This is a genomic window from Streptomyces xantholiticus, assembly GCF_014651015.1.
Classification (GTDB): domain Bacteria; phylum Actinomycetota; class Actinomycetes; order Streptomycetales; family Streptomycetaceae; genus Streptomyces; species Streptomyces xantholiticus.
The window spans coordinates 89093-103630 of record NZ_BMWB01000023.1; the positions used below are offsets into that span (position 1 = coordinate 89093).

The following is a 14538-nucleotide window of genomic DNA, read 5'->3' on the forward strand; positions in this document are numbered from 1 at the left end:
GGACGCCGGGCGAGTCGCGCCGGGTTCACTCCGATGCGGGTGCCCGTCCGGCCGACGGGCCCGGCGCGGGGGCCACGTTGCGCAGCAGCTGGGTGAACGCGCCCTCGTCGACGACCGGTGTGCCGTACGACGCCGCCTTGACGGCCTTGGACGTCGACGCGTCGGGGTCGTTGGTCACCAGGAGGCTCGTCAACCGGGACACGCCCGTCGCGACGTGCAGCCCTGCCTCGATCGCCCGGTCCTCGAGCAGCTCCCGCTCCACGGAGGTGTCCCCGGAGAAGGCGATCCGCATGCCCTGGACCAGCGGCCCGCCCGGCTCGTACCGCCCCGGATTGGGGAAGGGGCACGGCGGCCGCTTGCGTGACGGGCGCCAACTGCCGTGCCCGTACGACGGCTGGTAGCCGACGCGCGGGGTGACGGGGGCGTCCGACCACTCCGTCAGCGGCCGGCACTCGAGCAGCGGCAGCCGCACGCCGTCGCGTGCCGCGGTGTGCAGGCTCGGCCGGAAGGCCTCCGCGAGCACCCGGGCGTCGTCCAGCGCATGGTGCGCCCGTTGCTGCACCACCCCGTAGTGCGCGGCCAGCGACTCGAGCTTGTGGTTGGGCAGCGGCAGCTGCAGCTCCTTGGCGAGCGCGATGGTGCACAGCCGCTGCCGGGTCGGCGCCGCACCGCGCGTACGCGCGTACTCCCTGGCGATCATGGACCAGTCGAAAGCGGCGTTGTGCGCGACCAGGACCCGGCCCTCGAGCCGCGCGGACAGCTCGGCGGCGATCTCGCCGAACAACGGCGCGCCCTCCAGCACATCGCTCGTCAGACCGTGGATTCGCACCGGTCCGGGGTCGCGCTCCGGATTGACGAGCGTGTACCAGTGGTCCTCGACGTCGCCGTGCATGTCGAGGTGGTAGACGGCAGCCGACACTATCCGGTCGTTTCTGGCGAGTCCGGTGGTCTCCACGTCGACGACCGCGTACCTCTGCGGGTACGCGGCCGGCCACGTCGGTGCTGCGGTCGTACGGTCGTCGAGCATGGTCACAGAGAATACGGGCCGGCACCGACAGCCTCGGCCCGCCCCCTTCCGCCGGCACCCGGGGCGTGCCGCTCCCTGTCTCAACTCCCTTGCGTGAAAGGCTCCCCGGATGAGTGAAACGACCGGCGGTGGAACACACGACGAACCTCACCCGGGCGGACTCGGCAGCCGCCTCAACTGGCTGCGCGCCGCCGTCCTCGGTGCGAACGACGGCATCGTCTCCACCGCCGGCATCGTCGTCGGCGTGGCCGGTGCGACGGACTCGCGGGGCGCGCTGCTCACCGCCGGTCTCGCCGGACTGCTCGCAGGTTCGATGTCGATGGCGGCCGGTGAGTACGTCTCCGTCTCCACCCAACGCGACTCGGAGAAGGCCGCTCTGGCGGTGGAGAAGCGTGAGCTGCGGGAGCAGCCGGAGGCCGAACTGGACGAGCTGACCCGGATGCTGGCGGACCGCGGTCTGTCGGAGGATGTGGCCAGGGAGGCCGCCGTCCAGCTCACGGAACGGGACGCGCTGCGCGCGCACGCGCGCGTGGAGCTCGGTATCGACCCCGACGAGCTGACCAACCCGTGGCAGGCCGCGGGAGCCAGCTTCCTCGCGTTCACGGCCGGCGCGCTGCTGCCGCTGCTGGCCATCGTGCTGCCGCCTGCGTCCGCCCGTCTGTACGTCACCGTCTTCTTCGTGCTGGTCGCGCTGACGCTGACCGGCTGGTGGAGCGCCCGGCTGGGCGCGGCGGCGGCCGGACCCGCTGTGGCGCGCAATGCGTGCGGCGGTGCGCTGGCCATGGCGGTGACATACGCGGCGGGTTCGGCGCTGGGCGCGGCCGGCGTGTGAGGCGTTGTCAGGTTCTCCCGTGTTTCACCTCGACACGGGAAAGCGGTCGATGCCGGCGACGACCCGAGTGTTGTCGTGACCGTGATCCTCAGTTCCGGCACGGCGGCGAGCGGCCCGATGTCGACCGACGCTCCGGACGGTGAGCACTGGGAGAGCTCCAGGGAGGTGAGCGCGGGCAGGTGGCCCAGCGGGGTGAGCCCGTACGGCAGTTCGCACCGGGCACGTCGCACCCGGCGCCCTGGTCACGCCGTGCCGTCCGCCCACTGCGGCGCGTCCGTCCCCCACACCCCGGGCGGGCGTGCCCAGTCGGCCGGCCCGCCCTCGTAGCCGACCGCGGGCAGCGCGTGGCGCAGCCGGCCCATCGGGCTGTCGCGTTCGACGAGCCGGCGCTCGGCGTCGTACGCGGCCTGCCGGCCGTCCGGTTCCTCCGACAGGCTCCCGGTCAGCCAGGCCGCTGTCTGCGTGAGGGCGGTCTCCACCAGCCGGGCACCACCGGCTTCGTGTTGACCGGTCAGGGCGCGCAGCACCCCGGCGGCGAGCAGATATCCGGTGCCGTGGTCGAGGGCCTGCGCGGGCAGCGCACCCGGGCGGCCGTCCTCGCCCTCGGTCATGGCGATCCCGGTCGCGACCTGGACCAGACTGTCGAAGCCGCGTCGTCCGGCCCACGGCCCGTACCGGCCCCATGCGGAGAGCCGGGCGACGACCAGGCCGGGACGGCGCTCAGCCAGCGCCTCGGGGGAGAGGCCGAACCGGTCGAGTGCGCCCGGGCGGTAGCCGGTCACCACCACGTCGGCCAGGGCCAGCAGCTCCTCGAAGGACTTCCGGTCGGCGGCCGCCGCCAGGTCGAGCAGCGTGGACCGCTTGCCCCAGCCGGTGTCGTTGTGGGCGTCCTGGTTCTCCGGAAGTTGCGGTGCGTCGATCCGCAGCACATCGGCACCCAGGAGCGCGAGCGTCCGTGTGGCGACCGGGCCGGCCAGCACCCGGGTCAGATCGAGAACCCGCAGGCCCGTACACGGCAGCGCCCCCGGAGCGTCCGCCGCCCGGGTCGTGCGGTCGTCGCCGAGCCGATCCACGCGCAGCAGCGGATGCGCCGCGCCGGCCGCGCCCTGCGGGTGCTTCGCCCATAGCTCCCGGCTGCGCCCGGCGACGGCGAGACCGCCGGCCGCGTACACGCTCTCCTCCACGTCCGGCGCGCTGCGCTCGCCGATCGCCGCGGCGACGGCCTCTGCCTCGGCGTCCGGCGGCAGCGACAGCGCGCCGAGCAGACGCGCCCGGTGGTGCGGGTAGTTGGCGTGTGTACGCACCCAGCCGTCGGCGGCCCGCCAGGTCCGGGACAGCGGTGCGAACGTGGTCGGCGCCACGCCGTCCAGCCGCACCAGCCGGTCGCTGAGGAACGCCGTCGTCACCGCCGCGTCGTCGACGGTGACGGCAGGGACGGGGCCGCCGCACCGCCGCGCGGTGAGCTCGGCGGCGGCGAGGGAACAGACCGCGACCGTGGCACGCGCCAGTTCCATGACCGGCAGCCGGGCGGGCAGCGATCCGCCGCCCCGGTACGCGACACGGCCGAGCAGAGCGGGGTCGCCGCCCAGAGCCGCCCATGCCTGGGCGGTGCCGTTCGCGGGGGAGTTCGAGGACGAAGGGGTCATACAGCCACTATGGCACCGGGTGCCACGACGAAGACGGGCCCGGTGCGGATCGCGCACCGGGCCCGCTCATGACGGGGCTACTGCCGACCGGAAGCCGTTACCAGCGGACGGCGTCCAGGGCGTCCGTGATGCCGTGGCCGTAGAAGCCGTTCTTGCGCTCGCCGCCCTCGCAGACCGCGTCGACGGTGCCGTCGCCGTTGATGTCGTACGGGTTCGTGCACGCGGTGTCGTCCGCCTGCGCGTACAGCAGACCCTTGACCACGGCCGGCGCCGCGTAGGGGTGGGTCGACTTGATCAGCGCCGCCACGCCCGCGACGTGCGGGGAGGCCATCGACGTACCGGCCTTGTAGCCGTAGCCGCCGCCCGGCAGCGTCGACAGGATCCGGCCGTCCACGGCCGGGGCGTCCGGAGCCTGGTAGCGCGTCGCGTCGCCGCCCGGGGCGGAGATGTCGACCACACCGTTGCCGTAGTTGGAGTACGAGGCCTTCAGGTCCTTGGCGCCCAGCGCGGACACCGTGACGACGCCGGGGATCTGGGTCGGGATGTCGAGGCACTCGCGGGGGTTGATGACACGCTCGCCCGGCGTCGAGTCGTTCGGGCTCGAGGTGTCGGTCAGCTCGTCGGCCGCAAGGTCCATACGGGAGTTGCCGGCCGCGGCGACGTTCACCGCGCCCTTGTCCTCCGCGTAGCGGGTGGCGCGGGAGACGGCCTCGACGAGTGCCTTCTGGTCCGCGTCGTTCTTGCAGTTGAACAGCCACGGGTCCGTGTAGTAGCTGTTGTTGGTCACATCGACGCCGTGCTCCGCGGCCCACACGAAGCCGCAGACGACGGCCTCGGTGTAGAAGAAGCCGTCGGGCTGCGAGACCTTGATGCCGGAGACCTTCACACCCGGCGCGACACCGGTCATGCCGACGCCGTTCTTCGCGGCGGCGATGGTGCCCGCGACGTGCGTGCCGTGGTCGGACTCGTCCGGGCCCGGACGCCAGGCGCCGTCAGCCGTGTTCGGCACGCCGCCCACGCAGCTGACGGAGGCGTCGCGGTCGAAGTTGGGCGCGAGGTCCGGGTGGGTGTCGTCGACACCGGTGTCGATGACCGCGACGGTGACCTTCTTGCTGCCCAGCGTCTTCTCGTGGGCCTTGTCGGCCTTGATGGCCGGCAGGTCCCACTGCAGCGGCTCCAGCGGATCCTGGTCCGAGTCCGCCTGCGCGGCCGAGGCCTTCGCCTCGTCGGCCGTGAGCGGGCGCTCCGAGTCGATGGCCATGTCGGCCGAGGGCGCGAGTGGAGCGGTGCGCGTGACACCGGCAGACTCCACACCCCGCACGCCGCGGATCGTCGTGGCGAAGTCCGGGTTCTGCGAGTGGACGACGATGACGCCTATCTGGTCGTAGGAGATCACCACCGTTCCGCCGGCCTTGGCTATCGCCTTCTTGACCGACTTGGCGGTGCCGTGTCCGCCGTTGACGTTGACGACGTAACTCAGCTTCGGTCCGTCCGCCTGGACCGCCGCGGGTACGTCGTCGACCGGCGCCGCCGTAGCGGCCCCCGCCGGCAGGAAGCCGAGCGAGGCCGTGAGCGCCAGACCGGCGGGCAGCGCGAGTGCGCGACGCCGTCTGGATCCCAGATGAGCCATGGGTTCTCCACATCATCCGTGACAACCGCCCAGACACCCCTGTGCGAATGGGCGGGTACATGACGAGCGAAGCTATCGCTGATCAAGCTCCTACATCAATGAGTTCGCGAAGGAAGTGCGGAAGAAAAAGGCCGATGTTGAACCGGTTCGCCATGCGCACCGTGCCGTTGTCAGGGAGTGGAGCAACATCAAACCGCCCCGGCCAGTGACAACTCCGAGTCCGTCCCCACCGCACCCGCGTCGCGAGGAGATTCCGTGACCACCGATGCACCGCCGCCCGAGACCGGTCAGGCAACCGGCACCGCCCAGCCCACCACGCAGTCGTTCACGCAGGTGCAGCAGAGTACGGAATTCGGCGAACTGCGGCGTACCTACCGTTCTTTCGCCTTCCCGCTGACGATCGCGTTCATCGCCTGGTACCTGCTCTACGTCCTGCTCTCCAACTACGCCGGCGGCTTCATGGGCACGAAGCTCTTCGGCAACATCAACGTGGCCCTCGTCTTCGGCCTCGCCCAGTTCGCGACCACCTTCCTCATCGCCTGGCTCTACTCGCGGCACGCCGCGGCGAAGCTCGACCCGAAGGCCGAGGCGATCAAGTCCCGTATGGAGGCCGACGCATGAGCCCCGCCCTGCACCTTGCGGCCTCGAACGCGACCACCGAGCACCGGCCGCTGATCATCACCCTCTTCGCCGCCTTCGTCGTCGCGACCTTGTTCATCACCGTCTGGGCCGGCCGGCAGACCAAGGACGCCGCCGACTTCTACGCCGGCGGCCGCCAGTTCACCGGCTTCCAGAACGGCCTCGCCATCTCCGGCGACTACATGTCGGCCGCCTCGTTCCTCGGCATCGCCGGCGCCATCGCGCTCTACGGCTACGACGGCTTCCTCTACTCGATCGGCTTCCTGGTCGCCTGGCTCGTCGCCCTGCTGCTCGTCGCGGAACCGCTGCGCAACTCCGGCCGCTACACGATGGGCGACGTCCTCGCCTACCGGATGCGCCAGCGCCCTGTCCGCACCGCCGCGGGTGCGTCCACGATCGTCGTCTCGATCTTCTACCTGCTCGCGCAGATGGCAGGCGCGGGCGTCCTCGTGTCGCTGCTCCTCGGCATCACCAGCGACGGCGGCAAGATCGCGATCGTCGCCCTCGTCGGCCTGCTGATGATCGTCTACGTGACCATCGGCGGCATGAAGGGCACCACCTGGGTGCAGATGGTCAAGGCCGTGCTGCTGATCGCGGGCACACTGCTGATCACCTTCCTGGTGCTGTGGAAGTTCAACTTCAACATCTCGGAGCTCCTCGGCGAGGCCGCGGCGAAGAGCGAGGTGGGGCAGAAGGGCAACGCCGACGCCTTCCTCGAGCCGGGCCTCAAGTACGGCATCGACGGCATGACGAAGCTGGACTTCCTCTCCCTCGGTATCGCCCTCGTCCTCGGCACCGCCGGACTCCCGCACATCCTGATCCGCTTCTACACGGTGCCCACCGCCAAGGCCGCCCGTAAGTCCGTGAACTGGGCCATCGGCATCATCGGCGCGTTCTACCTCATGACGATCGCACTCGGCTTCGGTGCCGCCGCCCTCGTCGGACCCGCCGAAATCAAGGCGTCCAACCCGGCGGGCAACACCGCGGCGCCGCTCCTCGCCCTGCACGTCGGCGGCGTCGACTCCGCCGGGGGCGCGATCCTGCTCGCCGTGATCTCTGCCGTCGCCTTCGCCACCATCCTCGCCGTCGTCGCCGGTCTCACGCTGGCGTCCTCCTCGTCGTTCGCGCACGACATCTACGCCAACGTGATCCGTCGGGGACAGGCCACGGAGAAGGAGGAGGTCAGGGCCGCACGCTGGGCGACCGTCCTCATCGGCATCGTCTCCATCGCCCTCGGCGCGCTCGCCCGCGACCTGAACGTGGCCGGCCTCGTCGCCCTCGCCTTCGCGGTCGCCGCCTCCGCCAACCTGCCCACGATCCTCTACAGCCTGTTCTGGAAGAGGTTCACCACCCAGGGCGCCCTGTGGTCCATCTACGGAGGCCTCGCCTCGTCGGTGTTCCTGGTGCTCTTCTCCCCGGTGGTGTCCGGCGGCCCGTCGGCGATGTTCCCGAGCGTCGACTTCGCCTGGTTCCCGCTGTCCAACCCGGGTCTGATCTCCATCCCGCTGGGCTTCGTGCTCGGCTGGCTCGGCTCGATCCTCACGAAGGAGGGGCCCGACGCGGGCAAGTACGCCGAGCTCGAGGTCAAGTCCCTCACCGGCATCGGCGCCCACTGAGAGGAATCCGATACACGCACGTCAGCGGCCGCGTCGTAGGGTCCTACGACGCGGCCGCGCCGTACCTCGTGCCAAACGGGCCCTCATGTTGTCGGCGCTCTCGCGTAGGCTCGAAAGCGTCGGATCCGCGAAGAGGGAGGGGGCCCACAGTGCTCATAGACACCTTCGGCCGAGTGGCCACTGACCTGCGCGTCTCACTGACCGACCGGTGCAATCTGCGGTGTACGTACTGCATGCCGGAAGAAGGCCTGCAGTGGCTGGCAAAGCCCGATCTGCTCACGGACGACGAGATCGTCCGCCTGATCCGTGTGGCCGTCACCGATCTCGGCGTCACCGAGGTGCGCTTCACCGGCGGCGAGCCGCTGCTGCGCCCGGGGCTGGTCGGCATCGTCGAGCGCTGCGCGGCCCTGGAGCCCCGCCCCAAGATGTCCCTCACCACCAACGGCATCGGCCTCAAGCGCACCGCCACGGCCCTCAAGGCCGCCGGCCTCGACCGGGTCAACGTCTCACTGGACACCCTGCGGCCCGACGTCTTCAAGACCCTCACCCGCCGCGACCGCCACCGGGACGTCCTGGACGGCCTCGAAGCCGCCCGCGCCGCCGGCCTCACCCCCGTCAAGGTCAACACCGTCCTGATGCCGGGGCTGAACGACGACGAGGCCCCCGACCTGCTCGCCTGGGCCGTGGAGAACGACTACGAGCTGCGTTTCATCGAGCAGATGCCGCTCGACGCCCAGCACGGCTGGAAGCGTGACGGCATGATCACCGCTGGTGACATCCTCGAATCCCTCCGGACCCGCTTCACCCTCGCCCCGGAGGGCGACACCGCCCGAGGCTCCGCACCCGCGGAGCGGTGGGTCGTCGACGGCGGCCCGCACCGGGTCGGCGTCATCGCCTCCGTCACCCGCCCGTTCTGCCGCGCCTGCGACCGCACCCGGCTCACCGCCGACGGTCAGGTGCGCACCTGCCTCTTCGCCACCGAGGAGACCGACCTGCGGGCCGCTCTGCGTTCCGGGGCTCCCGACGAGGAGATCGCGCGCATCTGGCGGCTGGCGATGTGGGGCAAGAAGGCCGGATCCGGTCTCGACGACCCGTCGTTCCTTCAGCCGGAGCGGCCCATGTCAGCCATCGGTGGCTGACCCGGCTCCCGTACCGGACTCCCACTGCTCCAGCGTCACGACGTCCTTCAGGAAACCGCGCACACCGAGGAACTGCGAAAGGTGTTCGCGGTGTTCCTCGCACGCCAGCCATGTCTTACGGCGGTCCGGGGTGTGCAGTTTCGGGTTGTTCCAGGCGAGGACCCATACGGCGTCGGTACGGCAGCCCTTGGCCGAGCAGATCGGGGTCTCGTCACTCACCGGATGATTCACCGGATCATTGTCCCAGCATGGCGACGCCGAGCAGCCACGGGGGGAGCTGCCCGGCGTCGGTCCGTCGCTCCGACGGGGGATGCGGAGCGCGTAGGCAGTATGTCACGGGCAACGGGTGGCGGTGCACCGGAACTTCATGATTGATCTGAGGTTTTCTTGAGCTTTCCGTGGCCCGCCGGCAGCGCCGACGGTCAGCTCTGACCGGCCCCGGAACGGTCCCCCGGGACGGCCCCCGCCTCCGGCTCCCCTTCCGTCGGCCCCTGCTCGGCGGCCGCCTCGATCGCCGGCCGCACCGGCGCGGGCACGAACGTGGACGGCAGCGAAGGGGCATTCTCCCGGCCCGCGTTTGCGATGACGACGGAGATGTAGGGCAGCAGCACGCCGAGCACCAGCGCCACGACGGCCACATGGCGCTCCACGTTCCACAGGACCGCCGCGAGGATCACGGAAACGGTCCGCACCGACATCGAGATCACATAGCGGCGCTGCCTGCCGCGCACGTCGTCGGCGAGACTCTGCCGCGCACCGGTGATCCGGAAGACCTCGGTTCCGCCGTGCTTCCGCATCGCGTCTTCACCACCCGATTCCCGCACCGGACGTTCCCGGCCATGCCCTGCTCCGACTCCATCCACGGTACGCCCGGTCTGCGTCGCCTTCGAGAGCGGGGCGGCCCGACGACGGCGTGCCGGGTATGCGTCCGAATGCGTACGAACCTCCCCGACATGCGCTGTACGGCGAGCGGGCCGACACTGGCGACGTAACTGCTCACGCAGAGGCCGTACAAGGAGGCAGCCATGGGCTGGTTGTGGGCGATCGTCGTGGGGTTCGTGCTGGGCCTTCTCGCGAAGGCGATCATTCCGGGCAAGCAGCACAGTCCCCTCTGGCTGACCACCATCTTCGGCATCATCGGCGCCGTCATCGGCAACGCCGTGGCGCGTGGTTTCGGCATCGCGGAGACCAGCGGCATCGACTGGGGCCGGCATGCGCTGCAGCTCGCGGCGGCCATCGTCATCGTCTTCCTGGGCGACATGGCCTACACCGCCGTCCGCGGGAAGAAACGTCCCGCCTGAACACGCGAAGGCCGGGTGGGCGATCTCGTCCCACCCGGCCTTCGCCGTGTCCGGGGTCAGCCGGCCGTGACCTCGACCGCCGCCAGGTTCTTCTTGCCCCGGCGCAGCACCAGCCAGCGGCCGTGCAGCAGCTCGCCGGCCCTCACCAGGGCGTCCTCGGCGGTCACCTTCACGTTGTTCACGTAGGCGCCGCCCTCCTTCACCGTGCGACGGGCGGCGGACTTGCTCGGCACCAGACCGACCTCGGCGAACAGATCCACCACCGGGAGCAGCTCGCCGACCCGGGCGTGCGGCAGCTCGGACAGCGCCGCGCGCAGCGTCGCCTCGTCCAGGTCGCCCAGCTCGCCCTGACCGAACAGCGCCTTCGACGCGTTGATCACCGCGGCGCACTGGTCGGCGCCGTGCACCAGCGTCGTCAGCTCCTCGGCCAGCGCACGCTGGGCGGCCCGCGCCTGCGGACGCTCGGCGGTCTGCTTCTCCAGCTCCTCGAGCTCCGCACGGCTCTTGAAGCTGAGAATGCGCAGGTACCGCGAGACGTCCCGGTCGTCCGTGTTCAGCCAGAACTGGTAGAACGCGTACGGCGTGGTCATCTCCGGGTCGAGCCAGAGCGTGCCCGTCTCCGACTTGCCGAACTTGGTGCCGTCCGCCTTGGTCATCAGCGGCGTGGCCACCGCGTGCACCTCGGCCTCCGGCTCCAGGCGGTGGATCAGGTCCAGGCCCGCGGTGAGATTGCCCCACTGGTCGCTGCCGCCCTGCTGCAGGGTGCAGCCGTACCGCCGGTACAGCTCCAGGAAGTCCATGCCCTGCAGCAGCTGGTAGCTGAACTCCGTGTAGCTGATGCCCTGCTCGGACTCCAGCCGCCGGGCGACCGAGTCCTTGGTGAGCATCTTGTTGACGCGGAAGTGCTTGCCGATGTCCCGCAGGAACTCGATCGCGGACATGCCGGCGGTCCAGTCCAGGTTGTTCACCATGACCGCCGCGTTCTCGCCCTCGAAGGACAGGTACGGCTCGATCTGCGAGCGCAGCCGGGTCACCCACTGCGCGATCGTCTCCGGATCGTTCAGCGTGCGCTCGGCGGTCGGCCGCGGGTCGCCGATCTGCCCCGTCGCCCCGCCCACCAGCGCCAGCGGCCGGTGCCCGGCCAGCTGGAGGCGGCGGACGGTCAGCACCTGCACCAGGTGTCCGACGTGCAGGCTGGCCGCCGTCGGGTCGAAGCCGCAATAGAACGTGACGGGACCGTCCGCGAGCGTCTTGCGCAATGCGTCCTCGTCAGTGGACTGGGCGATCAGCCCACGCCACTTGAGCTCGTCGACGATGTCCGTCACGGGTCTCGCGTCTCCTTCGGAAGTGCTGCCGCACGTGTCAATGAACGTGTACGAGGTTATACGCCCTGGCTGACCGAGCTCATATTGAAATCCGGCACCCGCAGCGCGGGCATCGCGGCCCTGGTGAACCAGTCGCCCCACTCACGCGGCAGCGTCTTCTCGGTCCGCCCGGCCTCCGAGGCGCGCGACAGCAGATCGACGGGCGACTCGTTGAAGCGGAAGTTGTTCACCTCGCCGACGACCTCGCCGTTCTCCACAAGATAGACACCGTCCCTGGTCAGACCGGTCAGCAGAAGGGTCGCCGGGTCGACTTCGCGGATGTACCAGAGGCAGGTCAGCAGCAGCCCACGGGCCGTCGCGGACACCATCTCCTCCAGCGAACGCTCACCACCGCCGTCCAGGATCAGATTCCCCGCGCCGGGCGCCACCGGCAGGCCGGTCAGGCCGGCGGTGTGCCGGGTGCTCACCAGGTGCTCCAGCTTTCCGTCCCGCACCCAGTCCGTCGCCGAAATGGGCAGACCGTTGTCGAAGACCGAGGCGTCGTCGCCGGAGGCGTGCGCGATCACGAACGGGGCCGATTCGAGACCCGGCTCATGCGGGTCGCTGCGCAGGGCCAGCGGCAGCGGGGACAGCGTCTCGCCGACGCGGGTGCCTCCGCCGGGCCGCGAGAACACCGTCCGGCCCTCCGCCGCGTCCCGGGCCGCGGACGACCACAGCTGATAGATCAGCAGGTCGGCCACCGCGGTCGGCGGCAGCAGCGTCTCGTACCGGCCGGCGGGCAGCTCGATCCGGCGCTCCGCCCAGGCCAGGCGCCGCGCCAGCCCGGCGTCCATGGCGGCCGGGTCCACGTCCTTGAAGTCACGCGTCGAGCGGCCCGCCCATGCCGAGCGGGCGCGATCAGGGGACTTCGCGTTCAGCTCGAGGGTGCCGTTCGGCTGGTCGTGCCGCAGTCGCAGGCCCGTGGAGCTGCCCACATAGGTGGAGGTCATCTCATGGTTGGCGAAGCCGTACAGCTCACGGCCACCCGCCCGGGCCCGGGCGAAGGCCTCGCCGAGCGCCGGCGCGAAGTCGGCGAACACGGCGGAAGTCGTCTCCGCGGGCGCGTCCGTGAAGTCCGGGGACGCCGGGCCGGCCTCGACCAGTGGCTGGGCGTCCTCCGCGGGTCCGGCGCCGCGGGCCGCCGCCTCCGCCGCGCGCACCAGCGGCTCGAGATCGTCCGCGGTCACCGCGGAACGGGACACCACACCGGACGCGGTGCCCTGCGAGCCGTCGACGGTCGCGATCACGGTGAGGGTACGGCCGCGGGTGACGCCGTTGGTGGTCAGCGCGTTTCCGGCCCAGCGCAGATTGGCGGAGGACTCCTCGTCGGCGATGACGACACAGCCGTCGGCGGTGGACAGCTCGAGCGCCCGCTCGACGATCTCGTGCGGCTTGCTGGTACGGGCGCTCATCGTCCGGCCTCCTGCGTCGTGTTGAGACTGTGCTTTCCCGGGGGACGGCCCCCGGACCCCCAGCAGGGGTTCCCGTGTGCGGCCCGCTCGCTCATCGGCCCGCCTCCTGCGTCGTGTTGAGGATGCTGACACCCCGGAACAGGGCTGAGGGGCAGCCGTGCGAGACGGAGGCGACCTGGCCCGGCTGGGCCTTGCCGCAGTTGAAGGCGCCGCCGAGCACATAGGTCTGCGGACCGCCGACCTGCTCCATCGAGCCCCAGAACTCGGTCGTCGTCGCCTGGTACGCCACATCCCGCAGCTGCCCCGCCAGCCGGCCGTTCTCGATGCGGAAGAACCGCTGGCCGGTGAACTGGAAGTTGTACCGCTGCATGTCGATCGACCAGGACCGGTCGCCGACCACGTAGATACCGCGCTCGACCCCGCCGATCAGGTCCTCCGTCGACAGCCCGCCCGGGTCAGGCCGAAGCGACACGTTGGCCATCCGCTGCACCGGTACATGCGCGGGGGAGTCGGCGTAGGCGCAGCCGTTGGAACGGCCGAGACCGGTCAGCTTCGCGATCCGCCGGTCCAGCTGGTACCCGACCAGCGTGCCGTCCTTGACCAGGTCCCAGCTCTGCGCCTCGACGCCCTCGTCGTCGTAGCCGATCGTCGCCAGGCCGTGCTCTGCCGTGCGGTCACCGGTCACGTTCATGACGGACGAGCCGTACGCCAGCTTCCCCAGCTGGTCGAAGGTCGCGAACGAGGTCCCCGCGTACGCGGCCTCGTAGCCGAGCGCCCGGTCCAGCTCGGTGGCGTGGCCGATCGACTCGTGGATCGTCAGCCACAGGTTCGACGGGTCGACCACCAGGTCGTACCGGCCCGCCTCGACGCTCGGGGCGCGCATCTTCTCCGCCAGCAGCACCGGGATCTGCTCCAGCTCCGAGTCCCAGTCCCAGCCCGTGCCGGTCAGATACTCCCAGCCGCGGCCCGCCGGCGGCGCGATGGTACGCATCGAGTCGAACTCGCCGGACGTCCCGTCGACGGCGACCGCCGTGAGCTGCGGGTGCAGCCGTACGCGCTGCTGCGTCGTGACCGTCCCCGCAGTGTCGGCATAGAACTTGTTCTCGTGGACGGTGAGCAGCGACGCGTCCACGTGCGCCACGCCGTCCGCCCGCAGCAGCCGGTCGCTCCACTCCGCCAGCAGCGCGGTCTTCTCCTCGTCGGGCACGGTGAAGGGGTCGATCCCGTACGACGAGACCCACGTCTTCTCGGCGTGCACCGGCTCGTCCGCCAGCTCCACCCTCTCGTCGCTGCCCGCCGCCGCGATCACCTTCGCCGACAGCTTCGCCATCGCGACCGCCTGGCCCGCGACCCGCGCCGCGGCGTCCATGGTCAGATCCACCCCGGACGCGAAACCCCACGCCCCGCCGTGCACGACCCGCACCGCGTACCCGAGGTCCGTGGTGTCGGAGGAACCGGCCGGCTTGGCGTCCCGCAGCCGCCAGGCCGCACTGCGCACACGCTCGAGCCGGAAGTCGGCGTGCTCGGCACCGAGCGCGCGGGCACGGGCGAGCGCCGCGTCGGCGAGGGCCCGCAGCGGCAGCGCGGTGAACGTCTGATCGATGTCGTGGGGCACGGCTGATTTTCCTCCAGGCACTCACCGGGATCGCTACGGCACGCAGTGAATCACGGCGCGGGGGCACCGTGTCCCGCGATTGCGTACGGCACCCGGCACGTGTGCCGACCATTCCTCGGGAAGCGGCCGTAACGGCTCCCCGTCCTGCGCGAGCGGCTGAACATCCCGCCGCCCTCGGCCGGGGACGCCGCCGGTGACGCGGACGGCATCGCCAACCCCGCGAGCCAGTGACCGCCCGGCACACCCAGCCCCGCCACTGCCGGGACACCGCCCTGCGCATCAGGCTCGCGGACGGCGGCGGCTGGACCACCTGGGAC

The 14538-nt window shown here is 70.9% G+C and carries 13 protein-coding genes; 5 read left to right on the forward strand and 8 right to left on the reverse strand.

The genetic code is table 11. The features are described 5' to 3' along the window. Positions 1-25: 25 nt before the first annotated feature. Positions 26-1033 carry a DEDDh family exonuclease gene (locus IE198_RS27520; RefSeq protein WP_189891297.1) on the reverse strand — a complete coding sequence of 336 codons (1008 nt, stop codon included), beginning with the start codon at positions 1031-1033 and terminating at the stop codon, positions 26-28. Between the two features lie 103 nt (positions 1034-1136). Here IE198_RS27520 and IE198_RS27525 point away from each other — a divergent pair, with 103 nt between their 5' ends. Next, entirely contained in the window at positions 1137-1859 is a 723-nt protein-coding gene (locus IE198_RS27525) for a VIT1/CCC1 transporter family protein (RefSeq protein ID WP_189891299.1), read from the forward strand. 242 nt (positions 1860-2101) lie between these two features. Here the strand turns inward: IE198_RS27525 and IE198_RS27530 are convergent, their stop codons facing one another. Continuing rightward, positions 2102-3505, reverse strand: a complete 1404-nt coding sequence (locus IE198_RS27530) for a CoA transferase (RefSeq protein ID WP_189891301.1) — start codon at positions 3503-3505, stop codon at positions 2102-2104. A 97-nt stretch (positions 3506-3602) separates the two neighbouring features. Beyond that, on the reverse strand, positions 3603-5135 hold the full coding sequence (locus IE198_RS27535; protein ID WP_189891303.1) for a S8 family peptidase: 1533 nt from the start codon (positions 5133-5135) through the stop codon (positions 3603-3605). 255 nt (positions 5136-5390) lie between these two features. Here IE198_RS27535 and IE198_RS27540 point away from each other — a divergent pair, with 255 nt between their 5' ends. The 3 genes from IE198_RS27540 to moaA all read left to right on the forward strand — a co-directional run bounded on the left by IE198_RS27540 (position 5391) and on the right by moaA (position 8529). After that, positions 5391-5756 carry a DUF485 domain-containing protein gene (locus IE198_RS27540; RefSeq protein ID WP_189891305.1) on the forward strand — a complete coding sequence of 122 codons (366 nt, stop codon included), beginning with the start codon at positions 5391-5393 and terminating at the stop codon, positions 5754-5756. Next, positions 5753-7390, forward strand: coding sequence for a monocarboxylic acid transporter (locus tag IE198_RS27545; RefSeq protein ID WP_189891307.1), 1638 nt, complete (start codon positions 5753-5755; stop codon positions 7388-7390). Before IE198_RS27540 ends, IE198_RS27545 begins: the two co-directional genes overlap by 4 nt. Positions 7391-7539: 149 nt before the next feature. Next, positions 7540-8529 carry a GTP 3',8-cyclase MoaA gene (gene moaA / locus IE198_RS27550; protein WP_229834392.1) on the forward strand — a complete coding sequence of 330 codons (990 nt, stop codon included), beginning with the start codon at positions 7540-7542 and terminating at the stop codon, positions 8527-8529. On the opposite strand, the gene IE198_RS27555 is transcribed toward moaA, so the two are convergent. Continuing rightward, positions 8512-8748 carry a hypothetical protein gene (locus IE198_RS27555; protein WP_189891312.1) on the reverse strand — a complete coding sequence of 79 codons (237 nt, stop codon included), beginning with the start codon at positions 8746-8748 and terminating at the stop codon, positions 8512-8514. The genes moaA and IE198_RS27555 overlap by 18 nt on opposite strands. A gap of 203 nt (positions 8749-8951) precedes the next feature. Further along, positions 8952-9326, reverse strand: coding sequence for a DUF3099 domain-containing protein (locus IE198_RS27560; RefSeq protein ID WP_189891314.1), 375 nt, complete (start codon positions 9324-9326; stop codon positions 8952-8954). Positions 9327-9554: 228 nt separating this feature from the next. Here IE198_RS27560 and IE198_RS27565 point away from each other — a divergent pair, with 228 nt between their 5' ends. Further along, positions 9555-9830: a GlsB/YeaQ/YmgE family stress response membrane protein gene (locus IE198_RS27565; protein WP_189891316.1), complete on the forward strand. Its 276-nt coding sequence runs from the start codon at positions 9555-9557 to the stop codon at positions 9828-9830. A gap of 56 nt (positions 9831-9886) precedes the next feature. On the opposite strand, the gene tyrS is transcribed toward IE198_RS27565, so the two are convergent. The 3 genes from tyrS to IE198_RS27580 form a co-directional block, all read right to left on the reverse strand. Further along, positions 9887-11155 (reverse strand): tyrosine--tRNA ligase, encoded by a 1269-nt coding sequence (gene tyrS / locus IE198_RS27570; protein WP_189891318.1) that lies wholly within the window; start codon positions 11153-11155, stop codon positions 9887-9889. 56 nt (positions 11156-11211) lie between these two features. Beyond that, entirely contained in the window at positions 11212-12606 is a 1395-nt protein-coding gene (locus IE198_RS27575) for a metallopeptidase TldD-related protein (protein WP_189891320.1), read from the reverse strand. A gap of 91 nt (positions 12607-12697) precedes the next feature. After that, positions 12698-14221 carry a TldD/PmbA family protein gene (locus tag IE198_RS27580; RefSeq protein ID WP_189891322.1) on the reverse strand — a complete coding sequence of 508 codons (1524 nt, stop codon included), beginning with the start codon at positions 14219-14221 and terminating at the stop codon, positions 12698-12700. Between the last annotated feature and the right edge of the window lie 317 nt (positions 14222-14538).

What these genes read in the sequence shown, in the direction of transcription:
- IE198_RS27525 (WP_189891299.1), top strand. Translation starts at nt 1,137, where the DNA reads ATGAGTGAAACGACCGGCGGTGGAACACACGACGAACCTCACCCGGGC.
- IE198_RS27530 (WP_189891301.1), bottom strand. Translation starts at nt 3,505, where the DNA reads ATGACCCCTTCGTCCTCGAACTCCCCCGCGAACGGCACCGCCCAGGCA.
- IE198_RS27535 (WP_189891303.1), bottom strand. Translation starts at nt 5,135, where the DNA reads ATGGCTCATCTGGGATCCAGACGGCGTCGCGCACTCGCGCTGCCCGCC.
- IE198_RS27545 (WP_189891307.1), top strand. Translation starts at nt 5,753, where the DNA reads ATGAGCCCCGCCCTGCACCTTGCGGCCTCGAACGCGACCACCGAGCAC.
- IE198_RS27560 (WP_189891314.1), bottom strand. Translation starts at nt 9,326, where the DNA reads ATGCGGAAGCACGGCGGAACCGAGGTCTTCCGGATCACCGGTGCGCGG.
- IE198_RS27565 (WP_189891316.1), top strand. Translation starts at nt 9,555, where the DNA reads ATGGGCTGGTTGTGGGCGATCGTCGTGGGGTTCGTGCTGGGCCTTCTC.
- IE198_RS27575 (WP_189891320.1), bottom strand. Translation starts at nt 12,606, where the DNA reads ATGAGCGCCCGTACCAGCAAGCCGCACGAGATCGTCGAGCGGGCGCTC.